At 58.3% G+C, this 24,322-nt stretch carries 21 protein-coding genes and 1 tRNA gene; 13 read left to right on the top strand and 9 right to left on the bottom strand.

The features are described 5' to 3' along the window. Positions 1-14 precede the first annotated feature (14 nt). The 5 genes from HB676_RS10340 to HB676_RS10320 all read left to right on the top strand — a co-directional run bounded on the left by HB676_RS10340 (position 15) and on the right by HB676_RS10320 (position 5,892). The gene (locus HB676_RS10340; RefSeq protein WP_213737688.1) at positions 15-1,376 is read left to right on the top strand and encodes an LLM class flavin-dependent oxidoreductase; all 1,362 of its coding nucleotides are present in this window, start codon (positions 15-17) and stop codon (positions 1,374-1,376) included. A gap of 27 nt (positions 1,377-1,403) precedes the next feature. Beyond that, entirely contained in the window at positions 1,404-2,630 is a 1,227-nt protein-coding gene (locus HB676_RS10335; RefSeq protein ID WP_213737687.1) for an acyl-CoA dehydrogenase, read from the top strand. A gap of 33 nt (positions 2,631-2,663) precedes the next feature. Next, positions 2,664-4,013: an LLM class flavin-dependent oxidoreductase gene (locus tag HB676_RS10330; RefSeq protein WP_249780159.1), complete on the top strand. Its 1,350-nt coding sequence runs from the start codon at positions 2,664-2,666 to the stop codon at positions 4,011-4,013. 327 nt (positions 4,014-4,340) lie between these two features. Then, positions 4,341-4,856 (top strand): lipocalin-like domain-containing protein, encoded by a 516-nt coding sequence (locus tag HB676_RS10325; RefSeq protein ID WP_213737686.1) that lies wholly within the window; start codon positions 4,341-4,343, stop codon positions 4,854-4,856. A 166-nt stretch (positions 4,857-5,022) separates the two neighbouring features. Then, positions 5,023-5,892: a LysR substrate-binding domain-containing protein gene (locus HB676_RS10320; protein ID WP_213737685.1), complete on the top strand. Its 870-nt coding sequence runs from the start codon at positions 5,023-5,025 to the stop codon at positions 5,890-5,892. 39 nt (positions 5,893-5,931) lie between these two features. Here the strand turns inward: HB676_RS10320 and HB676_RS10315 are convergent, their stop codons facing one another. The 3 genes from HB676_RS10315 to HB676_RS10305 all read right to left on the bottom strand — a co-directional run bounded on the left by HB676_RS10315 (position 5,932) and on the right by HB676_RS10305 (position 8,009). Further along, the gene (locus HB676_RS10315) at positions 5,932-6,324 is read right to left on the bottom strand and encodes a tautomerase family protein (RefSeq protein ID WP_213737684.1); all 393 of its coding nucleotides are present in this window, start codon (positions 6,322-6,324) and stop codon (positions 5,932-5,934) included. A 170-nt stretch (positions 6,325-6,494) separates the two neighbouring features. Next, positions 6,495-7,019, bottom strand: a complete 525-nt coding sequence (locus HB676_RS10310) for a DUF1993 domain-containing protein (protein ID WP_213737683.1) — start codon at positions 7,017-7,019, stop codon at positions 6,495-6,497. A 75-nt stretch (positions 7,020-7,094) separates the two neighbouring features. Continuing rightward, a complete protein-coding gene (locus HB676_RS10305; RefSeq protein ID WP_213737682.1) occupies positions 7,095-8,009 on the bottom strand; it encodes a LysR family transcriptional regulator in 915 nt (304 codons plus the stop codon). A 92-nt stretch (positions 8,010-8,101) separates the two neighbouring features. On the opposite strand from HB676_RS10305, the gene HB676_RS10300 reads away from it, so the two are divergent. From HB676_RS10300 to HB676_RS10290, 3 genes are all read left to right on the top strand, one after another. Continuing rightward, positions 8,102-9,289, top strand: a complete 1,188-nt coding sequence (locus tag HB676_RS10300; protein ID WP_213737681.1) for an MFS transporter — start codon at positions 8,102-8,104, stop codon at positions 9,287-9,289. 43 nt (positions 9,290-9,332) lie between these two features. Beyond that, positions 9,333-9,791 (top strand): tautomerase family protein, encoded by a 459-nt coding sequence (locus HB676_RS10295; RefSeq protein WP_213737680.1) that lies wholly within the window; start codon positions 9,333-9,335, stop codon positions 9,789-9,791. A gap of 110 nt (positions 9,792-9,901) precedes the next feature. Then, complete coding sequence (locus HB676_RS10290) at positions 9,902-10,750, top strand: PhzF family phenazine biosynthesis protein (RefSeq protein ID WP_249780158.1); 849 nt, start codon at positions 9,902-9,904, stop codon at positions 10,748-10,750. A gap of 24 nt (positions 10,751-10,774) precedes the next feature. On the opposite strand, the gene HB676_RS10285 is transcribed toward HB676_RS10290, so the two are convergent. Then, positions 10,775-11,665: an NAD(P)-dependent oxidoreductase gene (locus HB676_RS10285; protein ID WP_213737679.1), complete on the bottom strand. Its 891-nt coding sequence runs from the start codon at positions 11,663-11,665 to the stop codon at positions 10,775-10,777. A gap of 219 nt (positions 11,666-11,884) precedes the next feature. Between HB676_RS10285 and HB676_RS10280 the strand changes: the two genes are divergently transcribed. Further along, positions 11,885-12,832, top strand: coding sequence for an alpha/beta fold hydrolase (locus HB676_RS10280; RefSeq protein ID WP_213737678.1), 948 nt, complete (start codon positions 11,885-11,887; stop codon positions 12,830-12,832). Between the two features lie 38 nt (positions 12,833-12,870). Here the strand turns inward: HB676_RS10280 and HB676_RS10275 are convergent, their stop codons facing one another. Further along, positions 12,871-14,040: an MFS transporter gene (locus HB676_RS10275; RefSeq protein ID WP_249780157.1), complete on the bottom strand. Its 1,170-nt coding sequence runs from the start codon at positions 14,038-14,040 to the stop codon at positions 12,871-12,873. Positions 14,041-14,227: 187 nt separating this feature from the next. Beyond that, complete coding sequence (locus HB676_RS10270; protein WP_213737676.1) at positions 14,228-15,139, bottom strand: LysR substrate-binding domain-containing protein; 912 nt, start codon at positions 15,137-15,139, stop codon at positions 14,228-14,230. A gap of 363 nt (positions 15,140-15,502) precedes the next feature. Between HB676_RS10270 and HB676_RS10265 the strand changes: the two genes are divergently transcribed. Further along, complete coding sequence (locus tag HB676_RS10265) at positions 15,503-16,399, top strand: DMT family transporter (RefSeq protein WP_213737675.1); 897 nt, start codon at positions 15,503-15,505, stop codon at positions 16,397-16,399. A gap of 215 nt (positions 16,400-16,614) precedes the next feature. Here HB676_RS10265 and HB676_RS10260 read toward each other — a convergent pair whose 3' ends face one another. Further along, the gene (locus HB676_RS10260) at positions 16,615-17,487 is read right to left on the bottom strand and encodes a LysR family transcriptional regulator (RefSeq protein ID WP_213737674.1); all 873 of its coding nucleotides are present in this window, start codon (positions 17,485-17,487) and stop codon (positions 16,615-16,617) included. A 94-nt stretch (positions 17,488-17,581) separates the two neighbouring features. On the opposite strand from HB676_RS10260, the gene HB676_RS10255 reads away from it, so the two are divergent. Continuing rightward, positions 17,582-18,124, top strand: a complete 543-nt coding sequence (locus HB676_RS10255; RefSeq protein ID WP_213737673.1) for a cupin domain-containing protein — start codon at positions 17,582-17,584, stop codon at positions 18,122-18,124. Between the two features lie 298 nt (positions 18,125-18,422). Next, positions 18,423-18,929, top strand: a complete 507-nt coding sequence (locus tag HB676_RS10250; RefSeq protein ID WP_213737672.1) for a GNAT family N-acetyltransferase — start codon at positions 18,423-18,425, stop codon at positions 18,927-18,929. 155 nt (positions 18,930-19,084) lie between these two features. Here the strand turns inward: HB676_RS10250 and HB676_RS10245 are convergent. Together HB676_RS10245 and HB676_RS10240 are read right to left on the bottom strand one after the other, a co-directional pair. Further along, positions 19,085-19,158 (bottom strand) — tRNA-Gln (locus tag HB676_RS10245). A 267-nt stretch (positions 19,159-19,425) separates the two neighbouring features. Further along, the gene (locus HB676_RS10240; protein ID WP_213737671.1) at positions 19,426-19,947 is read right to left on the bottom strand and encodes a hypothetical protein; all 522 of its coding nucleotides are present in this window, start codon (positions 19,945-19,947) and stop codon (positions 19,426-19,428) included. A 425-nt stretch (positions 19,948-20,372) separates the two neighbouring features. Between HB676_RS10240 and HB676_RS10235 the strand changes: the two genes are divergently transcribed. Beyond that, on the top strand, positions 20,373-24,314 hold the full coding sequence (locus HB676_RS10235; protein ID WP_213737670.1) for an adenylate/guanylate cyclase domain-containing protein: 3,942 nt from the start codon (positions 20,373-20,375) through the stop codon (positions 24,312-24,314). The last annotated feature ends 8 nt before the right edge of the window (positions 24,315-24,322 follow it).

Raw genomic sequence — 24,322 nt, 5'->3', positions numbered from 1 at the left:
GAGAGGATGACAACATGTCCCAATCCAAGCAGCTTCACCTGAACCTGAATTTCCTCAACGCCGGCACTTTCGCCTCTGCGTGGCGATGGCCGACCTCGCAGGCGACCGACTATGCCGACGTGCAATATTATGTGCGGGTCGCCCAACTGGCGGAAAAAGGAACTTTCGACTCGGTGTTTCTGGCTGACTTTCCGGCTCTGTCGGACCGGCCCGAATATCGGCCGTTCCAGTCGCTGGAGCCGACCATCACGCTGGCGACGATCGCGGCGGCCACCCGGCATATCGGGCTGATCGCGACGGCCTCATCGACCTATAACGAGCCTTATAATATCGCCCGTCGCTTCGCCTCGCTGGATCACGCCAGCGGCGGCCGTGCCGGGCTCAACATTGTCACGACGGCTGACAAGCAGGCGGGTCGCAATTTCGGCATTGCGCAGCCGCCCGCGCATCACGTCCGTTACGAGCGGGCAGCCGAGTTCGCCGACGTGGTGAAGGCGCTCTGGGATAGCTGGGAAGACGATGCATTGGTCGGTGACAAGGAGGCTGCCCGTTTCATCGACACGCGGAAGGTCCATCCGATCCGGCACCAAGGCACCCATTTCTCGGTGGAGGGGGCGCTCAACGTGCCGCGTCCGCCGCAGGGACGGCCGATCGTGGTGCAAGCGGGCGGATCCGAAGACGGCATGGATTTTGCGGCTCGACATGCCGATGCAGTATTCTCCGTCGCGCATTCGCTGCCGGACGCCCTCGACTATGCGCGCGACCTGCGGGGGCGACTGGTCGCGCAAGGTCGCTCCCCGCATGATATCCTGATCTTTCCCGGTCTCGTTACCGTCATCGGCAGTACGGAAGAAGAAGCGCGCCGCCGCGAGGAACAGCTTTGGGAGTTGGTGCCGATCGAGTACGGCCTGCAGCGGCTAGCTGGAATCCTCCAGGTCGATCCGAAATCATTGAAGCTCGACGAACCGCTCCCGGACAATCTGAAACTGCCCGCCGACGGCATGCAGACCTTCTTCAAGGGGGCGCTGACGCTTGCCGAACGAGGGCGGCTGACGGTGCGCCAATTGATCCGCGCGCAGGGTGGCGGCACGGGCCATCGTATCATCGTCGGAACGCCTGAGCAGATCGCCGCTGACATTGAGGAGTGGTTCCGTTCCGGCGCCGTCGCAGGTTTCAACGTGATGCCCGACGTCATCAGTTCTGGCCTGGAAGCCTTCGTCGATCACGTCGTGCCGCTGCTGCGGCAGCGCGGCATTTTCCGGCAGGATTACAGCGGCACCACGCTGCGTGACCATTTTAACCTGGCGCGGCCTGCGCGCCTCGCGGCACCACCTGCCTCCATCGTTCCCAAGCTGCGCAGTGCCGCAGGCGCGTGATTTCAATCAATTCGAGGAGATATCTTCATGGGTAAAATCGATACGAACCTTGTCGCCGATCCGGACGCTTCAATCATTGCACCGGGCTCGCCGGCGTTGACACGGCTGATCGACGCGATTGCCGCGGATGCTGCGGCACGCGACCGCGGCAGCATACAGACACAGGAGGCGATCGATCTGATACGCGCGGCGCGGCTCGGCGCTTTCAGGTTGCCGAAATCGCAAGGAGGCGGCGGCGCCTCATTGCCGCAACTGTTCGAACTCATCATCGACCTCGCCGAGGCCGATTCCAATATTCCGCATATCCTGCGCAATCATTTCGCGTTCGTCGAAAAGGCCCTGCGCACGCGCCATAATGCGAAGTACGCGCGATGGCTGGGCGACGTACGGGAAGGGCGCCTCTTTGGCCTCGGGGCCAGCGAACTCGGCATCCAGAATATCGGCGATGGCGATGGCGCGACACGTCTGGACCCAAAGGGCGGGGATTTTGTGCTGAACGGAACGAAATATTACAGCACCGGAAATTTCTATTCCGATTATATCCTGGTGAACGGAAAGACACCTGAAGGCGAGGCGATCACGGCACGAATTTCCGTAGGGCAGGATGGCGTCAATGTAGATGATGACTGGGATGGCATCGGCCAGCGCTTCACTGCCAGCGGCACCACGACCCTTACTGACGTCGCCGTCAGCAGGGATGACGTCCTCTACATCGCCGACGAAGACGTGAAGCTGCCTTTTCAGGCGACCTTTCCGCAACTTTATTTGACCGCGATCATCGCCGGAATTTTGCGCAGCGTCGTCAAGGACGCCAGCGCTTTGGTGAAGCGGCGGGACCGGAATTACTACCATGCGGTGGCGGCACGCCCCGCCGAGGATCCACTGCTGCTACAGACGATCGGCAGCCTGTCGAGCGCGGCCTATGTCGCCGAGGCAAGCGTGTTGCGCGCCGCCGATGCCCTAGGCGCGGCTTTTCAGTCAGTCATCGACGGCAGGCTGGACACTTCGTTGTTCCAGGAAGCATCCCTGCGGACCGCAAAGTCAAAAGTCGTGGTCGACGAATTGGCATTGAATGCAGCGACGCAGCTGTTCGATGTCGGCGGTGCATCTGCCGCCAAACAGAGCGCGCGTCTCGACCGTCACTGGCGGAACATCCGGACCATCTCGTCGCATAATCCGCGATCCTACAAAGCGCGGGCGCTGGGTGACTACATCGTCAACGGCGCGGCGTTGCCCAGTATTGCGTTTTTCTGAGTAGCGACCATTCAATTGGAAAGGCTGGAAAATATGCCGGTAAAATCCGGGCGGCGGATGCATCTGGCAACGCTGCTGCAACCCAACGGCCATCACACGGCCGGTTGGCGCCATCCCGACGCGCAACTCGGTGGCGATCATGACTTCCGGGTTTATCGGCACCTCGCCGAGACGGCCGAGCGTGGCAAGTTCGATGTGCTTTTTCTGGCCGATGCGGTCGGCCTGCGCGACCGGGAGACATCAGAACAACTCAGCCGTTCGCCGATCACCGCCAATCTCGAACCGCTGGCGTTGCTGTCGGCACTCTCGGTCGTGACATCGCGCATCGGCCTCGCCGCGACCGCATCCACCACCTATAACGAGCCGTATCATATTGCCCGCAAATTCGCCTCGCTCGATCATCTGAGCAACGGACGTGCCGGCTGGAATGTGGTTACGTCGTTCTCGGACGGCGAAGCGCGCAATTTCAACAGGGATAGCCACCCCGATCACACCACGAGATATGGCCGGGCGCGCGAGTTTGTGAGCGTGGTCCGCGGTCTCTGGGATAGCTGGGACGACGACGCCTTCGTTCGCGACAAGGCATCGGGGCGTTATTTCGATCCCGGGAAGCTGCACGTGCTTAATCACCGCGGCGCGCATTTCGCGGTGCGCGGTCCCTTGAATATCGCGCGTGCGCCGCAAGGCCATCCGGTGATTTTCCAGGCCGGCGCTTCCGACGACGGGCTCGGATTAGCCGCTGAAACCGCGGATGCCGTCTATACCGCCGCACAAACCCTGGAGGAGGCGCAGGCCTACTACGCCCGTCTCAAGGGAAAGATTGCGGCTGCCGGCCGTGATCCGCAAACCGTCAAGATCCTGCCGGGAATCCAGCCCTTTGTCGGCCACACCGAAGAGGAAGCAAAAGCCAAGCATCGGGCCTTGCTCGACTTGATCCACCCGGACGCCGGTCTCGGTCATTTGTCCACGCTGATCGGCGTCGATATGTCGGCCTATCCGCTCGACGGCCCGGTCCCCGAGCTTCCGGTGACGGAAAGCCATCGCAGCCGGCAAAAGCTTCTGCTGGATCTCGCCAGGCGTGAAAATCTCACCGTGCGGCAACTGTACGGGCACGTCTGCAACGGCGCCGGCCATCACACGGCTGTCGGCACCCCCGGCCAGATCGCGGATCGGCTGCAGCACTGGTTTGAGAACGGCGCCGCCGACGGATTCAATATCCTGCCGCCTTATCTGCCCGGCGGCCTGGAGGATTTTGTCGATCTCGTCGTGCCGGAATTGCAGCGTCGCGGGCTGTTCAGGACCGAATATGAAGGCGCGACCTTGCGGGATCATCTCGGGCTGGCGCGGCCTGGGCTGGTCAGGGAAGCGGTTCGAATTGCATAAGGACGTGGAGAGGACAGGCCTCATTCGCTGATCGGGCTGGAATGGGCTGCATGACAGAACTGGCGGTTTGCAATGGAGGAGGGACGGTCGCCATTGAGGGTAGGGATATCATCCGAATCCTCGATTGCGGGCATTTCGCGTGGAATCGCGATCAGCCGCGCGATCTGCGACGCAGCCGAGCTCGCATAGGAGCGCGACGTTCTCAAAAAAAAGTCGTCGCTTACAGGACCGTTTTGTTTTTCTGAACTATCGAGTTCACATTATTCATTTTATTGGCCGGTCTGCAGTCCGTAGAAAGTTGCGGTTAGCAACAAGCAGGACGGGCTCATGAAGATCAGACGATATGTTTCAGTCGCGCTTGGAGCGCTTCTCCTCGCGTTCGCCACAGCATTGCCTGTCAGGGCCGAAACTCTCAAGGACCAGTTGGTGGGAGTATGGACTCTGGTTCTGTCTGACAACGTCAATCCAGATGGCAGCCGGATCCATCTCTACGGTTCGGATCCGAAGGGTATACTGACGTTCGATGCGACTGGACACTATACCCTGCAGATCATGTCAAAGGACCGTCCGAAGTTTGCGTCGAATGACAAGAGCAAGGGCACGCCGGAAGAGTATCGGGCCTCTGTCGTGGGAACGCAGTGTCACTTTGGCACCTATACGGTTGACGAGCAGGACAGCTCGATCACTATCCACGTCGAGCACGCAACTTACACAAATTGGGAAGGCTCAGACCTGAAATGGCCGATTACGATAAAGGCTGACGAAGTGAAATTTACGGTGCCTCATCCAACCATCGGCGGGCCGGGGGTTTATGGCGAAATAGCCTATAAGCGAACGCGCTGACGTTATTGGCAATTGAGCGCGGCCCGCTGGGTCGCCATCGTTCGTTCGGGCAGGGGCAATGTGCGGTAGCTTTCTCCGATGTCCGCGCCGGCGAGGCGCGGTGTCTCTTGAAATGATTTAAAAAGAGGGCATCTCTAGCTCAACTGTTCATTCGGACCGAATTGTTATGCCGGTCAATCTCGATATAGATGTTCTGCGAACCCTGGTTGTGGCCCATGACTTGGGAGCCTTCAACCGGGCAGCAAAGACGATTGGACGGTCGCAATCGGCAGTCAGTCAGCAGGTCAGCAAGCTTGAGGATCGGCTGGGCCTCGAACTCTTTCGCAAGGAGGGCCGCGGCCTTATTCCGACAGAGGCCGGTGAAATCATTCTTGGCTACGCCCGACGGATCATCGACCTCAATGATGAGGCTGTCGCGATCTTGAAGAGCAGCAACATCAATGGGAGTGTTCGTCTCGGATTTCCGAGCGACTTTGCAGATCACTGGCTCCCAACCGCTCTCGGACGTTTCAAGCGGTCACACCCGAACGTAAGAATTGAGGCCACGGTTGACCGCAATGTCGTTCTGGCCGACCGGTTGGAAAAGGGGCAGCTCGACCTCATCATGCTTCTGACCGAATCTACCCGGTTTGAGGGTGAGACGTTAGCCGACCTGCCAATGGCCTGGATAGGCCGAGCGAACAGCGTCCGCGGTCCGGCGGAGCCGGTGCCACTTGCCGTTCTGGAAGCGCCGTGCACGTTTCGCGCCGCTGCCATAGCCGCGCTGGATCGTGCTGAAATACCCTGGCACATCGCCTTTACCACCCCCAGCCTTTCTGGCCTGTGGGCTGCTGTGGATGCCGGTTTGGGGATTACCGTGCGTACGGCTGCAAGCGTTCCTGATCATCTTACCGTACTAGGCGAAAGCGCAGAGCTGCCTGCATTGCCGATGGCGCATCTGTTTCTAAGCAGCGCCGGCCGTGAGTTGTCACCCGCGGCGGCCCGCTTCAGAGAGATACTAACTGAAACGCTTCCCGTTCTGTTAAGTTTGAATTGAGATGTTTTGCGCGCGAGCGTTAAACGAGCCGGACAAGCGTTATGCGGCGCTGCGTCGATCTCGCTCCGCCCGGCTCAAGCCACCACGGCCGTAGCTATCCCGGGGCATTTCATGGATCACGATGTACGTCTCTACGCCCAAGCCGGCCCCTAATGTCTCGCTCAGGAGCGACATCATTCCTGCCATGAAGTTGGCTTTCTCCTGCGGCGTGTTTGAGGCCGCACCGATGATGGCATCCACCTCTGCCCCGACTGTAACGTCCTTGCCCCCGATGCGCCACGCGCCCCGTTGTACGTGGTCCACAAGAACGGCGACGCCTTCAAGAGGCTTCCGCATCCCGTCGACCATCAGCGCGGTCGTGCCGCTGTGCAGCCGTTCAATCTGTTGCTGTGATAGCTCGGGCGAAAATACGGTAACGCGAACGAAGGGCATTTGAGGCTCCAGGGCTGACGAGATGCTTCCACATCTGCCCATATATGCCGGTCCCGACGTCCCGAATAATCGATAGTATGAAATACAAAATTCCGTTTTTCTTAACTGCCCGGCTTAGCGGAACGATTGCCGTCGTTGATACTTTGCTGCGTCGGTTCCTGACTGAGACGCTAATTGCTAATCTCACCGGGTAGATAGAGGTAATCCCGCTTTCCGATGGACACGCCCATATGCCGCAGGATGTCGTGCGCTGTAACGAGGTGAAAGTAAAAGTTTGGAAGCGCCCGGGTCAGCAGATAGATTTCTGCAGGGAGGTGCTCCACGCCACCCGACGGGAGCTTGGACTCGATTATGCGTGATGGTGCGCAATCCAGTTGCGGCGGGTTTATCGATCTCAGAAAATCGGACGTCTTATCGATTCTGATTTGGAGTTCCGGAAACGTCCTCTCGATGTCCTCGTAGCGAGGTGGATCAATAGCGGCCAGCCGCGCCGTCGGTCTCTTCGACGTGTCGCTGATCCTCTGAATCTGACCTGCAAACGTAAGCATGTCTGGCGCCAATCGTGCATCGATAAGCGTCGAAGGAGATATTCCGCGTTCAATGCAGAACGCCGAGGCCTTACGGCAGTACTCACCGGCGATGGCCAGCCCACGAAGAAAAGTCGGAATCGACAATTGATAGATCGAAAGAGGCATCTTCGTCCCTCGATTGAATAGAGAGTCCGGTTAATCTTCTGCAGAGTCTGCGTGTTTGCAGTTGATGTTCGCGTATCAGCCCCGATTTGCAGTGGAGATGGGTGCATCGATTGCTGCTTCGAGGGCGCTCGTCAGACACTCGATAGGTCTCACAAGTCTGCCGACCGGTGTCCGGCGTACCACCCAGGCTCGAACTCTCGGCTCGAACTCCTGCACAGGAATGATCTTGAGGGCGTCGCGCAGCGGGCTGCTTTCGATTGCATCCCTTGTCGCCAGAGTAATTCCCATCCCGCGCGCGACGAGTGATAGGCGAAGATCCGAACTTAGGGCCTCTATAGCTATCCGCAGAGGGAGGTTTTCCTGCTCGAAGCGTCGCTGGATCGCACTTCGGAAGCCGCAGCCGTCCTGGTTGATGATCCAGCGAAACGGTGAAAGGTCTTGCAGCGTGGTGGGAGAAGGCAGATCCAGCGACCGCGAGGCGACAACAAATAGCGGCTGAATGTCGAGGGCGTCTGCCTCGATCTCCGTCGGCGGGCTCATTCCATCCGGGAGACAAAACGCGGCGACATCGATCTCACTGCGGCGCAGTTGCTCCAATAACTGTTCGGGCCATCCTGTCGTGATGCGCAGCATGAGATCAGGAAAGCTGCCACGGAGTCGATCGGCGAGTATCGTTATCCCAACCTCCGACAAATACGGCGAAATGCCGAGCCGGAATTCGCCTCGAACCACTCCCTTCGGCGACAATCCCGTTTTGAGATCATCCAACACGCCCAGCATCCGCCGCCCATGAGCGTAGGTTTCGCGGCCCGCCGCGGTTGGCTTCAAGGGCTTTGACTGCCTGTCCAGCAAGGCGACGCCAAGCTGTTCTTCCAAACTTTGGATGCGGCGGCTCACACCGGGCTGCGTGAGATGGAGCCGCGCCGACGCTCCAACGATCGAACCGGTTTCCACCACGGCCAGAAAAGCCTCGAGGTCTCGTGTATTCATGCGAGTCCCGTATAATCTTAATAATAATTACTGAATTGAGTCATACAAGCAAAAGCGTATCTTGTCATCAAATAATATGCGGATTTGATGATATGTTACAGCGCAGTCCTGATCGACAGTCCGAAAGCGGCGTTGCAGTTCCTTACTGGAGGCTCTGGTCGGCCTGCTTCCTTGGCTTCGGTGCGATCGGGATGACGATGCAGGTCATGCCCGCCTATGCCCATGAGCAGTTGGGAGCGAACGCAATCACCGCTGGCCTAGCAGTGACGATCGGATCTCTGGCGACCATGTTCTCCCGCCCGATCTCGGGACGGTTAGCGGATCAAAGCGGTGGACGTCGCGTGGCGATGGCCGGAGCCATCCTCGGTCTGATCGGTGGGATCGGCCATGTGCTGGCAACCAACCTCCCGAGCTTGCTTCTTGCCCGCCTCTTTCTTGGGGCGGGAGAGGGCGCACTGTTCACCGGCTCCGTCGGTTGGATCCTGACGCACACGGAGCAATCACAGCGGGGCAAGGTCGCAGGACATTTTGGCCTGTCGATGTGGATGGGGCTTGCGTCCGGGCCAATGCTTGGAACGGCAATATTATCCATCAGCACTTATCGCAGCGTCTGGATTGCGGCGAGTATCATCCCGACGATTGCCTGGGTGCTGGTTGCATCGACGCGCCCCGAAGATCGTGTCTCGTCGGTCGGGACGAATGTCCGCCGCGCGTTGTTTCCCAGAGCAGCATGGTTGCCCGGCGCGTCCGGCGTATTCTCCAGCATTGGATATGGAGTCATCGCCGCGTTTCTGGTGCCGCACTTTGCGGCGCTTGACTTCGCAGGTCAAAACTTCGCACTCGTCGTGTTCGGCGTCGCGTTTATGATGACCCGCTTTCTGGGCAGCGGATATGCAGATCGTTTCGGCGGGAGGCGGGTGCTTCTGTCGGCCTTCCTCATCGAGTCCATCGGACTGGCCGGCTTATATGTCACGCATATCGAGTGGCTCGCGTTCATCTCGACAGCGTTAGCCGCCGCAGGCCTCTCCCTGCTGATTCCAAGCGTAACGACGCTTGTGACGGAAGCCGCGGATCCGCGCGAACGCACGGCAGCCCTTGGTGCAGTGACGTCCGCATGGGACTTGGGCACCGCTGTCGGCGGCCCACTGGGAGGCCTTGTTGCGGGCACGTTGGACGCCGGGCCGTTCGCACTGGGCGCTGTCGCAGCGCTGATCGCGATAGCGCCTTTGGCGATAAATCCAAAAAGTCAGCGCGCTTTCGTGGCTCCAAAGGAACCATGATTCGATTTCGTACACACTTCAACCCAGGAAGAAAGGAAACCAGATGCCCAGCTACATCGTGACGTGCGAGGAAGGTCGACTGACCGGATCGCAGAAGAGTCAGATCGCCGAAGCTGTGACCCGTGCTCACGGGGACGCGACCGGCGCGCCCTACTATTTCGTTCGGATCACATTCAATGAAGTGAAACCCGGCAACTATTTCCTGGGCGGAACGCCACTCGATTCCGACCAGATATTCGTGCACGGCTCGATTCGCGAAGGTCGGCCCACGGAAATGAAGGATACGTTGATGGCCTGCCTGGCGGCTGACGTCGCGATAGCTTCCCAGATGCAGCCGAATTGCGTCTGGGTGTATCTGTCGGAGATACCGCCGAACCAGATGATCGAATTCGGTCGGGTTCTGCCGTTGCACGGGAAGGAAGCAGAGTGGTCGGCGGCGCTTCCGCAAGCCGAGAAGATGCGCCTCGACAAGATTGGCATCCGTAAGGAAGTAGCCGCCTGAGCCGGCTGCATCGGCGCCCACACTATCCATCGCCCCCTGTCGATGGATAGTGTGCGCTGACGGTTTTGTGCTTCCACTGCTTTCGCGCTTCGATACAAGTCAGATGCCTGATGTCTTCGACAGCAATGAAAATTGAAAGAGTTGCCGCCTTTTCCGATGCTGCGCACGGCGGAAATCCTGCCGGCGTCGTGATCTGCGACGCGCTTCCCGGGGTTCCTGCCATGCAGGCTCTTGCAACGGAAATCGGATACTCGGAAACAGTTTTCGCGATGCCCGAAGGTGAGGGCTGGCGCGTGCGTTACTTCGCGCCAGCCATGGAAGTGCCGTTCTGTGGTCACGCGACCGTTGCGCTGGGCGCCATCCTCGCCAAACGAGGCGGTAACGGTCGCTTTCAGTTGAGACTCAATAGCGGCGTGTGCGTTTCTGTCGAGGGAGACATATCCGGCTCTCTCGCTACCGCGACATTGCTATCGCCGCCGCCTGCAAGTCGGCCAGTCACTCGAGCCTATCTGGATAAAGCGCTGGCTTTGTTCGGATGGGACGATGACGATCTGGATTCACGCATTCCGCCGGCGATTATCAGCGCGGGCGCAGACCACTTGCTGCTGGCCTTGAAAAGCAGGAAGACGCTGAGCGCAATGCGCTATGACCAAAACGCCGGAAAAGTAATCATGGAAGCGGAGAGGCTCGCCACAATCTCCCTTGTCTGTTCAGATGGTCCCCAGCACTTCCATGCCAGAAATCCTTTTGCTGCAGGCGGTGTTTATGAAGATTCGGCCACGGGCGCTGCCGCGGCTGCGCTGGGAAGATACCTGGCAAGGATTGATTGGCCACACGGTCGACATTTTATCGTTTCGCAAGGCGAGGATATGGGGATTCCCTGCCGGATCGTTGTCGATCTGGACGACGATGGGCGGAAGGGCATCCGCGTGGGGGGCACTGTCCGAGATATTCTGTAAATCGCTTGCTTAAAGTGCCTGTCATCAGCCACTTTCTGTCCTGGCTTCAATTGCCTTTATCACAGCGACCATGTCTGCATTGCCATGGCCGAGGTTCAGGGTCTCCCGATAAAGCGCGTGACACACATCCAGCAGCGGCGATGCAACCCTCGCTTCGCGTGCCGCCTGCGCAATCAGGCAGTTATTTTTCAAGACATCTGTAATGCCCGCTTGGAGCGCAAAATCGCGGTCAATCAGCTTTGAGAGTTTGACCCGGGAGACATCGCTCGCCATCGGACCTGCGTTGAGCACGGCAACAAGCTGACTGGAGTCGAGACGATGGTGATTTGCAAAATGCACGGCCTCGGCGAGGCCCGTGACCATCGAAATCAGGAACAGGTTGACGGCAAGCTTCATAAGGAGAGCGTTGGGAACGGTCCCGCAGATGATCGTTTCCCGGCACATTGGTCCCAGCAATGGACGAATGCGGGCAACAACCGCCTCATCACCGGCTAGCATGGCAACGAGGTGCCCGGCCTCGGCCGGCTTTCGCGAGCCCGAAACGGGAGCTTCGACGTACTGTCCGCCGGCAGAACGGATATCCCTATCGAGTGCCTGCGAATATTTCGAGGAAGTCGTTCCCATGTGAACAATGACACGCCCGTTCACGCGTGCTTCGAAATCGGGGCCATTGCGATCCAGGACGGCGTCGATAGCCCCTTCATCGGCTAGCATCAGCACGATAATTGTGGCACGGGCGAAGACCTGCTCCAGCTCCGATGCAATTTCCGCTCCTGCGGACGCCAAGGCCTCAGTTCTGGCAGGGGATCGATTCCACACGATAAGCGGTGTCCCGGCCCTCGCCAAATTAAGCGCCATAGGTTCGCCCATTGCTCCAAGCCCGACGAATCCGATCGGGCGCTCTACCTCGTCCATTGCTGATCCTTCTCCCGTATGGTCGTGGGCTGCCCAAAGTGGAGAAGGGGAGGCGAAGTCACAAAGGAAAACTTGTCGATTACAGGTGAGGGATACTCATCCGTGATGGCGGATAGTTCGTTTGAACGAGTTGCGCTCTCACGCCTAGAGTAAGTGCCTATTGGAATTATTCGAACGAACCGGTGCCCCCTGGAGCGCTGTGCACCGAGAATTGAACTCATGTTGAATGCCGGCTCACCCCAACCATTCGCTGTAGGAACCTCGGACAGTTACACCATCCACGGCTTTTACTGGCGTCACGCGGAGTCTGCTGACACCAGACCAGTTGTGATCATCAATCCGGCGACATCGGTTCGCTGCCGCTACTATTTTCGGTTCGCCAATTTTCTCTTTCAGAACGGGTTTGATGTCGTCGCTTACGACTATCGCGGTATCGGAGAGTCGCGACCCTCGATGCTGCGCAATTTCGACGCCTGCTGGCTCGATTGGGGAGCACTGGATTTCGAAGCCGTCTTGCTTCACACGGCAAGCTCGTTTGCGGATCAACCGATCCATGTGGTGGCACACAGTATCGGTGGTTTTGTCCTCGGTCTTGCTCCTTCCAACCATCTCGTACAGCGGATATTCACGATGGGCGCCCAGTACGCTTATCGAGGCGACTACGCGGCTCATAAGAAATTGCGTTTGATCGCAAAATGGCACGTCGCGATGCCATTGCTTACGCTGTTGTTCGGTTACTTTCCCGGCAAGAAGCTCGGATGGCTGGAAGATACGCCCGGAGGGGTCGTGCGCGACTGGATCTTCAGCCGCGCGCGCTTTGAAGATACGTGGCGCGGCCGCGCTTCGGCCCGATATGCAGATAAGCGCGTTCTCGTGGATCAGTTCTCCGAGGTTACGGCGCCGATTCTGGCCGTGAGCATGACAGATGACGAGTTTGGGACAGTTCCGGCGGTCGAACGCTTGCTGAACTATTTCAGCAGCAGTGCCAGGTCACACCTGAGAATTTCACCGGAATCGATTAGCGAGGCAGCTATTGGTCATTTCGATTTCTTCAACAGCCGATTGGAACAGAAGCTATGGCACATTCCGCTCGACTGGCTGAAGTTCGGCAAGGTTTCCACCGCGTGGCCGGGGCATTTGATCGCTCCAGCTTCTGAGCGCTTGTAACGGGCGTATTCACGGTCGAACGAAGCAACCATGCGACGTCATGCCAAAGCCATATCCACCGGGACAGGATTGCTCGCGGCTGTATCTTTAATCAGGAAATGCAGCACCGCTGCCAGCAGTCCGGCAAAAACCGTTGCTCCCCAAATCAGGGAATAAGAGCCGGTAAGGTCAAAAACAAAGCCGCCGAGCCATGCTCCCAGGAACGAGCCAACTTGGTGGCTGAGAAAGCAAACGCCGAACAGCGCTCCAAGATGGCGTGTGCCGAACACCCTCGCGACAAAACCGCTTGTCAGCGGGACCGCTCCCAGCCACGCCAATCCCATGACGCTCGCGAACACAATGACCGACGTTTCCGTTTTCGGCAGTAGAAAGAAAATCCCTATCGCCACGCTCCTGACCAGATAGAGCCAGCCGAGGACGTATTGCTGACGAAACCTCCCGCCAAGCCAGCCGCAGCACCAGCTTCCCGCAATGTTGAAGAGGCCGATGAGAGCCAACGCCGTCGCGCCGAGGCCGAGCGGCATATGGCAGAGGATCAGGTATCCGGGCAGATGAGTTGCGATGAAGGCCAGTTGGAAGCCGCAGGCGAAGAAGCCGATCGTGAGAAGCCCGTAACCTGGATGTCGAATTGCCTGGGCCAACACTTCACGGAGTGGGGCTGCCGCCAAGTGCGGGCGCGGCTCGGTGGCAGCTCCCCTCCGGTCGAGCAGTATCCCAAAAGGTGCCGTCGCCAGCATCAGGAGTGCAAGCACCAGAAGCGACGCCGATACTCCCGACGTTTCCGTTACAAATTGTGCCAAGGGAACGAGGAGCACTTGTCCGAACGAACCGCCTGCGCTGGCCAGTCCCATTGCCATGCTTCGGGTTTCGACCGAGGCTGACCGGCCGACTGCAGCCATCACGACGCCGAAGCTGGTGCAACTGATGCCGATTCCGACCAGCACACCGATACCCACAATGAGCGCGGCCCCCGACGGGACAATCGCGGAAATAGTCAGGCCCGCAGCAAATGTCATCGCGCCAAATGCGACGACGCGTGCACAGCCGTAACGATCTGCCGCCGCTCCCGCGAAGGGTTGCGCGATTCCCCAAACGAGATTGTGCAGCGCGATGGCGAACGCGATCAGCGTTACCGGCATGCCGTGGTCGAACGAGAATGGGTTGATAAATAAACCAAAGGTTTGCCGGATGCCCAACGCGGCGCTCATGATAAGCGCTCCCGCCATGACGACGAGGGCTGTACTACTTAAGGAAAATGAAAAGTATCTTCGATGTGTAATCGACATGGTTCGGGCTCTCCGCCCGACACAGTGACGACAGGCGGCCGAACAGGCAAAAGAGAAAGCTTCAACGACAAGTGAGCTGCGTTCAACTTCAATTTAATGAAGGAGAACGTCAGGCTGCGACCCGTGCGCTCTCCCGTAAGCTTTGACCTTCACCGAGCAGCCAGCGTTTGAATTCCCGGAGGTCAGGGCGATGATCCGCGCCCTCCGAATTCACCACCCAGTAAGCCGTTTCGGCCGTGATCGTCGAGCCGACTTCGACCAGCCTGTTCGCATCGAGGTCGCTATCAACGAGCGGCCGCCTTCCCAAGGCGACGCCCATTCCCATGGTGGCGGCCTCGAAGGCGAGCTGAATCGTGTCGAATCTTAAATCTCCCGCAGTCTCAAACCTGTCGATTCCGCTCTTGTCGAACCAAGCCTCCCAATCCTCGCTGGCAGGGATGACGTGTATGAGCGTTGCGTGTCGAAAATTAATGTTCCCGTCTGCGTCGGTCAACGAGTCCCGGTAGGCCGGGCTGCACACCGGAACCAACTGCTCGCCGAACAATTTGGTCCACGCCAGGCCGGCGACCGGCGCGCGGCTCATTCGGATAGCAAAATCGAAACCGTCAACCGGAAACCCGACCTGTCGGCGCGATGTATCAACGGTGACGCTGATGTTCGGCCATCGGTCTTTGAAGCCTTGCAAGCGTGGCAGTAGCCATCGCGAGGCCAGAGTGGGAGCGCAACTCACGGCGATTTTTCGATTTGCACGGTTACTGGGCAGGCGCTCCATCCCGACCGCAATCAGGGAAAATGCCTCGGAAACGTAAGGCAAATAATCGGCACCGGCCGGAGTCAGCGAAAGCTTGCGCGGTTCGCGAATGAACAGTTCGACCCCGAGCGCCAGCTCAAGCCCGACAATTCCGTGACTGACCGCGCTAGGCGTTACGTTCAGCTCCGCTGCGGCAAGCTTGAAGCTTTGAAGCCTACCAGCAGCTTCAAAAAAGCGAAGAGACGACAAGGGCGGAAGACGAAGTGGCATCGGACATCCCCGGCAGTAGCGATAGCTCACGCACCGTGAGCCTTGAGGAATCGGACATTTTTCACACCATACAAATCGGCCAATTTCCTTGACCGCGCGTGACTGATGATCCCGGCGAAGCTTAACCTGTTGAACAATGTGACGATAGTGCCCGACCGCTCGATCGAAGTCCTTCGCTGAGAGCCCCGTGGCCCAAGCCGATGCGTGCATTGGCCTGGCTGGCGGGGTTTTCGGGGCCTTCCGCCTCCATAGCAGGACGTCGTCGTCTGCCCTGATCACCATTCATTATTTCATGCATCAACTTAATTGGCTTCCCCGAAGCCGGATGGCCGATATCGTCACCGGAAGGCAAAAGGGAAATCAATGGGTGAAATCGCTGGAATATTGGCGGCCGTTCTTTCCAGTGCCCTTGGGGGCACTTCAATCGGCGCGACGCGCTATCTCGTCGACGCCATCGATCCGTTTGCCATTGGTACTTTTCGGTTCGGACTAGGCTTTATTTTCCTGCTGTCGATTGCGCTATTGCAAGGTGAACGCTGGCCGGCGCGTCCCGACTGGCTTGGCGTGGCCGGGCTGGGCCTTTTGTTCTTCGCCGTGTTTCCTGCCCTATTCAACGCTTCGCTGATCTTTACAACCGCGGCACGTGGCGCCCTGGCGCTTTCGACGCTTCCGCTCATGACGATGGTCGTCGGCGCAGCTCTTGGTAGCGAGAAGTTAACGGCGCGCAAGACGACGGGTGTTCTGATCGCGATGGTTGGCGTGGCGATCGCCCTGGTCTCCGGACTGGCTTCGGCCCCGCCGGGCGCCTGGCGAGGCGATCTCCTGATGCTCGGCGCCGCATTTTGTATGGCCCTTTACAGTATCTGGTCCAAGCCATTGATCCGTCGTTCCGGCGCCATCACGTTCACCATTATGGCAATGGGTATCGGTGCCGTCTGCCTGATCCTCATCTCGTATCTTCGCGGCAGTCTCGCGCCGGTTGCCGGATTCGGTCCACCGCAGTGGATCGCAGCCGTCTATCTAGGTGCTATCGGAAGCGCTCTGACCTTCTATTTGTGGGCCTTTGCTTTGGTGCGGACCACGCCGACGCTTGTTGCGATCTCCGTCACCGTCAATCCGATTTCCGCATCCCTCGTTGGAGCGTTCCTTCTCAAAGAGCCGATAAGCCTTAACCTCGTTGCCGGCATCGTGACCGTTCTCAGCGGCATTTGGATTGCGACCAGTTCCCCTGCACCGAAGCTCATCGCAAAAAAGCTGTAGCGTCTGGGATCCGAATGGAAGACTGACCAACAAGTTTGCTTCGTTGAGTCGATCCGTTTATCCGTTTTAGCCTGAGCATGGCTGTGACAGGAATCCATGCAGACGCGGTGTCGAGACTGGCGCTTCCCTAGGTTTCGGCACCGTCACGGAAATGCCGGTGCTCGTTCGATCCTTGAATACCTCTACCAAGCGACAAGTCCACTTTACGCAGCTATTCAACTCACCAAACTTAGCGGTGGTTGTTCCATGCCCAGAACAAGTTGATCAGCGAGAAGAGACGCCACGCGCGACAGATTTGGCGCTCGGTGCAAACAAATATCTGCGGCCGGCAACACTGGCATTCCATCGTGTTCCGTGAGAGCGCGGAGCTTTTTCGGGAAAGTACTGGATTTGACGACTGTCAATGCAAGACCTTGGCCGGCGATTGATTCGACTGCAGCCAGGCTTTGGCTAACGAAGGCTAATCGCCATGGCCGTCGCTCGCGGTCGAGTGCTTCCATAGCCCATTTTCTCAATAGGCAGCCCTGCGGATAAAGAGCGACCTGGAGAGTCTCCGCCTTTTCCACGGAATGGTGTGCGCTAGAGGCCCAGACCGCCTGCTCACGCCGTAGAAACTCGCCGCCTCCGGCTCCAACGGGATGCATCGCGATGACAAGATCGAAAGACTCTCCCAGGCGGGGAAGCATATGCGCTGTCAGGCCGGTTGCCATTTCGACGTGAATGCCGGGATAGTTGCTGACGATGTTTGACAGCAGAGGCGGCAACACCTGGCTTCCGTAATCGTCCATCACCCCGAGGCGAACCAACCCTTCAATCTTGTGCTCGCGCAAATATCCGATTGCTTCCTCATTCAAAGCCAGAATTCTCTTTGCATAGCCGAGCAAGCCTTCGCCCGAGGGTGTCAGGTCCACCTGAGCTTTGGTGCGAAGAAAAAGTTCGACTCCGATTCGATCTTCAAGCCTCTTGATCTGCATGCTGACGGCGGACTGCGTGCGGTTGAGCATCGCGGCTGCACGGGTGAAGGACCGGTGATCGGCTACGGCCACAAACGCCTGGAGAAGATCGGGATCGAGAGCGGGAACACTCATTTTAAACCCTGATGAGATGCATCACATAAATGCCATTCCCTGATTATCGGGCCCGCCGATAGGGTGCGCAAGCGCAAACCAATGGACGAAATGCATGGTAGAAATCTCGGAGACGCTAGCTGGCATTCCGCCGCGCGAATTTGACGGGACCTCGATCGGCGAGAGTTGTTTCGTCAGGAACGCTTTTGAAGCCGCGTCGGCGCCGCCGCGCAATCGTTCGTCAAATTATCCGGAGCCGTTTGCGTCGCGGATAGCGGGCCGGATCAAGCGACCGTTGGGCGATCTGTTCGGCCTCAAGAATTTCGGCGTTAATCTCACCGAGCTTCCGCCCGGAACGGTGTCGGCGCTTCATCACGCTCATTCGCGACAGGATGAATTCATCTACGTGCTTGAGGGCGAGCCGACACTTTTCACGGATCAAGGTCACGTCCAGCTTCGACCTGGCATGTGTGCGGGCTTTCCGGCGGCCGGGACCGCTCATCATCTCGTCAATGCCACCAGGAGCGCTGTCGTTATCCTGGAAGTAGGCGACCGATCCGCAGGCGATAAGGTTGTCTATCCCGCAGACGATATTCAGGCCGTGATGGGAGCCGGCGGAAAGTGGCAGTTCACCCGCAAAGATGGCACGCGTTATTGAGCAAAGGTATTAATCCGAATGCTCAATGACGCAGGGTCCGATTCATCGGCCCTTGAGCCGTGCCCGATGTGCATGGCCGCGGTATATTGGACAAAGGTGAGAACTGCATATTACTCAATTGCCGGAGAAGAGGGCGCGCGTTTCGGATTCAGCGACGTTTTCATCCAAGACGATTTGGCAAAACCAGCGCAAAGCAGACTTGTCAAAAGTGTACGCCTTGAAGATGGCGAAGCGCTGAAGGCACTCAAGGCCTGGGAAGCGAGGTACGCGTCCGCGTGATTAGAACTTATAGGGGCCGATGCACATTCGCGAATTTGTAATTGACGATGCCGCCGCCGTGCGAGAGCTATTCGTTCGGGTGAACCGTCTTTTGGCACCTGCAACTATGAAGGGCGCGTTCGAAATCTATATCGCCCGTTCCTTGGCGGAGGAAATCGACAGGATCTCTGAATATTATTCGGAGCGGAAGGGCGACTTTTGGGTGGCGGTCGATGGCCAGAAGATCGTTGGCATGTTCGGGCTTGAGTCGTCGGGCGAGGGTGCCATGGAGCTGCGCCGGATGTACGTCGCCCCTGATTTTCGACGCCGCGGGATTGCCCAAAGAATGCTGAATTTCGCGGAACAAGAATGCCGGCGCCGCAACCGGCCGAGAATGGATCTGAGCACTTCTGAATTGCAGCGAGAAGCTCTGACGCTGTATCGAAATGCCGGATACTCGCTCCTCCGCGAGGAGGTTGCCATGGATGCCAGCAACAAGACTTTGGGTGGTGGAATTCGCCGCTACTATTTCACCAAGGTCCTCTGATCGGTGAGGTCCCGTCGTGACATGTTTCAGGCATGGAGCCATGTTCGGCTTAAAACCGCGATCGCGCCGCAAGACACAGCGGACTGTTAGGACTGTGCCGTTATTTTAGGTAAAAGAACGTTTTTAAGTTGTTGAAATTGTTGAGTTTAATGTTTTGGCTGGGGAACTAGGATTCGAACCTAGACAAACAGAGTCAGAGTCTGTTGTGCTACCGTTACACCATTCCCCACCGAAGTGCCTGATATAACAGCACTTTTTTTCGGAAATTTTCCAATCCGGGACCCGAATTCTTTCAAATCGACCGGTTGGTGGGGTTCGTATAGCCGCGTCGGCGTTCGCGGTCTAGTCCTTGCTCTTGTTGGCGAGACGGAGCCGTTTCTGCCCGTCGGGCCAGCCTTCATCTGATCCTCGAAGCGCATGCAGCGCTGGGCGTCCTGGCGTGACATGCGTCCCGATCGCTGAACTCAGCGCATTTGCAATTCGAATTTCTGGTCCATCACCGGCCGACACCAGTTTCGATTGTATAATCACGAATGTCAAAATGCAGGTCTTCGCCGTCAAAGGATTTCCGACCGGCATCGCCGAAGATGTCGATGGGTTCATAGCAGCCGTCATTGATACACATCACGAATTGCGTGCATCCACGTTCACCGGCCGTCAGAGCCGCCAGTTGAAACAGCTCCGCGAAAATAAAAGAGCGATCACACTCAAGCGGGCAGGTCAAAGTTATTTCGGCGCGATCCCAGCTATCGGATAGTGGATGAATTTCCAGGACCGCGTCCAGGAGGTGATTGCTGCCTCGCGCGATGATGATTGACCGCTGCCAATTGGCTGTCCGGCAATACGCGACGATCGCGTCGTCGGACTGTCCTCCGCCAAAACGACGACGTCGACTGTCGAAATCCAAGCTGAGATAGAATGCCGAAAGCCTGTCCACATCATTGGCTGACAGGGTCTGATAGAACCGGCTACGGCCGCGCGGTTTGATCAAATGGGGCGCTTTGACTGCATAATTCATTTTGTCACCTCCTGGGAGCGAGGGTAACCGCGCTTCGACAGTTGGAATGTGAAGCCGCTCACTGGAATTTGGTTTGGGGTGCGACTTCTCGTCGCCCCGTGGCGCCAGACGTTGAACGGAAATGCCCTGAGCCAGACATCCTCCTTGGACGCCTTATTTTAAAATCGGAGAAATGGAAATTTGACCGAAATCGCCGTCGATCCGCGAGACGTCGACGCTCGCGCTTGCTCAACCTCCGCGGGTTGACCGCCGCCTTTGACCCCCGGCCAGAGCCAGCGGGAAGCCCGTAAGACCGATACTTGATTGATTTTCCTCTCAGGAAAGGGTTCCATCCGCCTTTCCAGTGATGCGAGCGCGGTCCGATGCCTGCCGGAGCCATCGCGAGAGACCAAGCAGCCTACACCCCAAAATGGGTGGAGGCCTGTTTGCGTTCTGAAGGTCAATCGGCAGGCCCATCCGCAGATGCACGCGGTTCCGCGGTGCTGCTCGTCGATATCGCCGGCTTTACCGCGCGGACCGATGCGGCGTTCGGTGATGGCGCGGAGGGTCTTACTAATTTTATCAATAATTGCTTCGCCATCCTGACCGACGTCATCAGCCGGTATGACGGCGACATCGTCGCCTTCGCGGGAGACGCCATCCTCGCGGTTTGGGACGATCATGATCTTGCTACGGCCACCGAACGCGCCGCCAGATGCGGGCTTGCTTTACGCGACGCATTGGCGGCATGGCGCGATGGTGGCGGAATCAGCCAGCGTATCGCGATCGAGGCGGGGAATGTGTTTTTCTGCAAGCTGGGGGGCTGGCGCGATACCTGGCACTACGTTGCTGTAGGTGATCCGTTTTACAGTATTGGTGCAGCCTATCGAGGCGCCGAAATCGGCGACGTGGTGCTCTGTTCAAACGCGGCGACACTGCTGTCGTCGTCGGCCGACACGGAAACCGTACCCTATGGAGCGCGTCTGGTTCGGATGCGCACGCCGGATCGTTTGCAGGACCAGCAGCAAACCGAGAGTGCGTTTGAGCCAAAGCTGTTGTTTGCTGGTACAGAACAGCGGTTGTTCGATGCCGATGCGTGGGTCGGTGAATTTCGAGCGCTTACGGTAGCGCGGGTGGCTCTCCCGGAACTGGAATTCAACCCTGGGTTCCTGACGAAAATTCAAAGCTTCATCTTCGACGCTCAACAGGTATCGGAGCGGCTCGAGGGTTCGATCCATCAGATTCAGATGGATGACAAGGGGATGACGCTGACCCTCATTTTCGGCTTGACCCCCTTTGCCCATGAGGACGATCCGCTGCGGGCCGTCGAGGCTTCGCTCCGGATGCAACGGCAACTCGCTGCCAAAGGCATTCCAATCTCGGTCGGCATTTCTACCGGCCGGCTGTTTTGCAGCAATTATGGCGGAGTCCGGTCCCGGACATTCGGCGTGTTCGGACAGGCGATGAATGTGGCGGCTCATCTCGCGGAAGCGGCGCAAGAAGAGATCGCATGCGATGCCCTGACCGCGCAGGCGGTAGGCCGGGGCATCGCGTTCAACTTGCTGCCGCACATTCACCTCAAGGGCGCCGAGGCATCGATGCTTGCCTTCAGCCCGACCGTGACAACCGAAGACCCGCACCGTCATTCGACAAGCCGCATGATCAATCGCGAAAGTGAGCAGGCAATCCTCCAGCGCTGCCGCGATGACATTTCAGCAGGCAGTGGCCGGTTTGCGCTGGTGTCGGGTGAAGCCGGCATCGGAAAGTCCAGGCTGCTGGAACATTTCGTTTCGACCGTCGACGCAAGCGGCCACGCCGTGCTGTTGGGAAGCGCGACCGCAATCGAGAAGTCGACGCCCTATTTCGGCTGGCGGCCGATCTTGCGGCAGCTTCTCAAACTGGAGGCCGGGAGCGATGCGGCCTCGGTCCGGGCGGACGTGTCAGAATTATTATCCGGTGAGCCCGCGCTTTTGAACTGGCTGCCCCTGCTCGATGAAATCATTGCGCTTGGATTTCCGCAAACCGAATTCACCCGGCAGATTATCGGTGCTGCGCGCGCTACTGCGATTGAAGAACTGGTGGTTTTCCTGCTGCGAAAATCGCAATTCCGGATAATGGTGCTTGAAGATGTCCACTGGTTTGACGGATCCTCGATGGATCTGCTGGCAGCCGTCGCCCGGCGTCTTCCGGAATTTCTGCTGGTCGTAAGCCAACGGACGCAGTTGCCAAAAATTGCAGATGACAATTTTCGGGAAGACCTTGCTCCTTCACTTCAGATTCGTCTCAACAGATTGTCCCGCGACGAAGTCACGCTGATCATCAAGCAGCGGCTCAAGGCGAACGAGATTCCTGACTCCCTTGTCCGCTTCGTTTATAATCTCGCAAGCGGCAATCCATTTTTCTGCGGGGAGCTTGTTTTGGCGCTCCGCGACACCGGCCGGATCCATGTCTCGCGCGGGGTCTGTTCATTCGACGAGCAAAGCACTGCGATTACGCTGCCCACCAGCGTGGAGCGGGCCATTGTAAGCCGGATTGATGTTTTGTCCGCCGATGATCAGCAACTCCTGAAGGCCGCCAGTGCGGTCGGCGATTCCTTCACGATTGAGATGCTGGAGAGCATCGTCCCGGAACTGGCGGTGGCCTCCAAGGAGGCTTGCATCCGGCGGCTGGTAGATCACGATTTCCTGCAGCCTGTCATTGAGACGCGTCCGTTATCTTTTGTATTTCAGCATTCGATCACAATGGAGGTCGCCTACAACCTGCTGTCGTTCGCGCAACGCAGGACGCTTCACGAACGCATCGCGGCGTTTATCGAACGGCATTATTCGAATGAGTTACCGCCTCATTATGCGCGCCTCGCGCGTCATTGGGAGCTCGGAAATGTGCCTGTATCAGCGCTGAAATATCTCGAGCTCGCGGCGCAGCAGTCGCGCAACAATTATGCAAACCGTGAAGCAATCCAGTATGCGCGAAAGATGTTCGATCTGGCGCAGCGTGAAAAACTTCCGATCGACAACGGCCGCCGGTCCGCCTGGGAAGTGATCCTGGGCGATGCATATCACGAACTGTCCGACTACGAGAACTCCGCAGAACATTATTCCCGCGCGATGCAGCTATTGGGTTGGCGCCTTCCCGGCAACAAGGCGCAGAAGATCGGTGCCCTGATGTATAATGGGTCGGTCCAGCTCGCTTCGGCGGTCTTGCCTTGGAGAACCGGGCGGCCGGCTCAGGACCGGCAAGCCGACGTCCAGCGCGTGTCCCACATCTATGAGTATCTGTCGGAGCAATATTTCTTTCAGAACGATTCTCTCGCCGTCCTCAACGGCACATTGGCATCGCTGAATCTGGCGGAACAGTGCGGCGCGGTGCCGGAAACCATTCGCGGCTACAGCGCGCTGGCGCTGGGAATGGCGATGTCGGGTGTGGTCAAGGTCGCGCGTTCATACGGAAAACGCGCACAACGATTGGCGGACGATTACGGTTCGCTTCCCGAGATGGCCCGTGTCCGGCTGGTTCTCGGCGTTCTCTCCTATGGCCTCGGCGAATGGGATGAAGCCGAACAGCATGCCGAAGAAGCGAAGCGACTGTACGAGCGGTTGGGGGATCGCAAGCGGGCTCACAACAGTGAAACGATGGCGATCTTCATTGCGATCTTGCGAGGCGATATTACGCGGGCCGACGCGCGTGTCGGGAAACTGCTTTCGGAAATGTCCGACGACTGGCCCGCGCAGGTGCGTGCATGGACCTTGTCCTCCCGCGTTCTCATCGACACGATCGTGAGGCAGGCTTCCACGGCGCATTTGAACGGGTTGAAAGCCCTCGCGGGCGCAAAGCTCATTCGCACCGATCAGCTGCTCTGTCTCGGCGTCGCGGCTGCCGCTTTTTTTCAGCGTGGGGAGAACGACCGCGCCTTGGAACTGGCGGAACGCGGGCTCGCTGTTTTGCGGGAATGCGACGTGGTTTGGGGTGGCTATGTGTTCGGGGTGGCTGGAATAGCCGATGTCTTTTTGGGTTGTTGCGAACATGCGTCGGGTTCTGTCCCGGCCGATCTCGAAAGCCGTGCCAAGCTTGCGTGCAAACAGTTGTCGCGGCTGGCCCGGACTTCTCCCATATGCCGCCCTTACGCGCTGTTCATGCAAGGCCGGGCTTCAGCGGTCGCCGGCCAGACGGTCGCGGCACGCAGCCAATGGGAGCGCGCGGCCGCCGCAGCGGGAATCCTGCAGATGCCCCGGGAGCAAGCCGGCGCGATTTACGAGATCGGAAAAAGCTGCAACGGCGATGATCCAAATCGCCAGGTTTATCTCGGCAAGGCCGCCGAAATTTTTACGCATGCTGGTGCCGCCGGCGGCCCGGCACAATTGAAGCGAACGCAGAGACTGCAACGGTAGCCCGAATT

Origin of the sequence: Bradyrhizobium sp. dw_411 (assembly GCF_018449695.1) — a bacterium.
Classification (GTDB): Bacteria; Pseudomonadota; Alphaproteobacteria; order Rhizobiales; family Xanthobacteraceae; genus Bradyrhizobium.
This window is presented reverse-complemented; position numbering and strand designations above follow the sequence as displayed.

Coding starts and splice junctions, on each gene's coding strand:
- HB676_RS10265 (WP_213737675.1), top strand. CDS start 15,503: ATGGGTGAAATCGCTGGAATATTGGCGGCCGTTCTTTCCAGTGCCCTT.
- HB676_RS10305 (WP_213737682.1), bottom strand. CDS start 8,009: ATGAATACACGAGACCTCGAGGCTTTTCTGGCCGTGGTGGAAACCGGT.
- HB676_RS10285 (WP_213737679.1), bottom strand. CDS start 11,665: ATGGACGAGGTAGAGCGCCCGATCGGATTCGTCGGGCTTGGAGCAATG.
- HB676_RS10325 (WP_213737686.1), top strand. CDS start 4,341: ATGAAGATCAGACGATATGTTTCAGTCGCGCTTGGAGCGCTTCTCCTC.
- HB676_RS10240 (WP_213737671.1), bottom strand. CDS start 19,947: ATGAATTATGCAGTCAAAGCGCCCCATTTGATCAAACCGCGCGGCCGT.
- HB676_RS10290 (WP_249780158.1), top strand. CDS start 9,902: ATGTCTTCGACAGCAATGAAAATTGAAAGAGTTGCCGCCTTTTCCGAT.
- HB676_RS10320 (WP_213737685.1), top strand. CDS start 5,023: ATGCCGGTCAATCTCGATATAGATGTTCTGCGAACCCTGGTTGTGGCC.
- HB676_RS10330 (WP_249780159.1), top strand. CDS start 2,664: ATGCCGGTAAAATCCGGGCGGCGGATGCATCTGGCAACGCTGCTGCAA.
- HB676_RS10255 (WP_213737673.1), top strand. CDS start 17,582: ATGGTAGAAATCTCGGAGACGCTAGCTGGCATTCCGCCGCGCGAATTT.
- HB676_RS10340 (WP_213737688.1), top strand. CDS start 15: ATGTCCCAATCCAAGCAGCTTCACCTGAACCTGAATTTCCTCAACGCC.
- HB676_RS10310 (WP_213737683.1), bottom strand. CDS start 7,019: ATGCCTCTTTCGATCTATCAATTGTCGATTCCGACTTTTCTTCGTGGG.
- HB676_RS10280 (WP_213737678.1), top strand. CDS start 11,885: ATGTTGAATGCCGGCTCACCCCAACCATTCGCTGTAGGAACCTCGGAC.
- HB676_RS10295 (WP_213737680.1), top strand. CDS start 9,333: ATGCCCAGCTACATCGTGACGTGCGAGGAAGGTCGACTGACCGGATCG.
- HB676_RS10315 (WP_213737684.1), bottom strand. CDS start 6,324: ATGCCCTTCGTTCGCGTTACCGTATTTTCGCCCGAGCTATCACAGCAA.
- HB676_RS10250 (WP_213737672.1), top strand. CDS start 18,423: ATGCACATTCGCGAATTTGTAATTGACGATGCCGCCGCCGTGCGAGAG.
- HB676_RS10270 (WP_213737676.1), bottom strand. CDS start 15,139: ATGCCACTTCGTCTTCCGCCCTTGTCGTCTCTTCGCTTTTTTGAAGCT.
- HB676_RS10335 (WP_213737687.1), top strand. CDS start 1,404: ATGGGTAAAATCGATACGAACCTTGTCGCCGATCCGGACGCTTCAATC.
- HB676_RS10300 (WP_213737681.1), top strand. CDS start 8,102: ATGTTACAGCGCAGTCCTGATCGACAGTCCGAAAGCGGCGTTGCAGTT.
- HB676_RS10260 (WP_213737674.1), bottom strand. CDS start 17,487: ATGAGTGTTCCCGCTCTCGATCCCGATCTTCTCCAGGCGTTTGTGGCC.
- HB676_RS10275 (WP_249780157.1), bottom strand. CDS start 14,040: ATGAGCGCCGCGTTGGGCATCCGGCAAACCTTTGGTTTATTTATCAAC.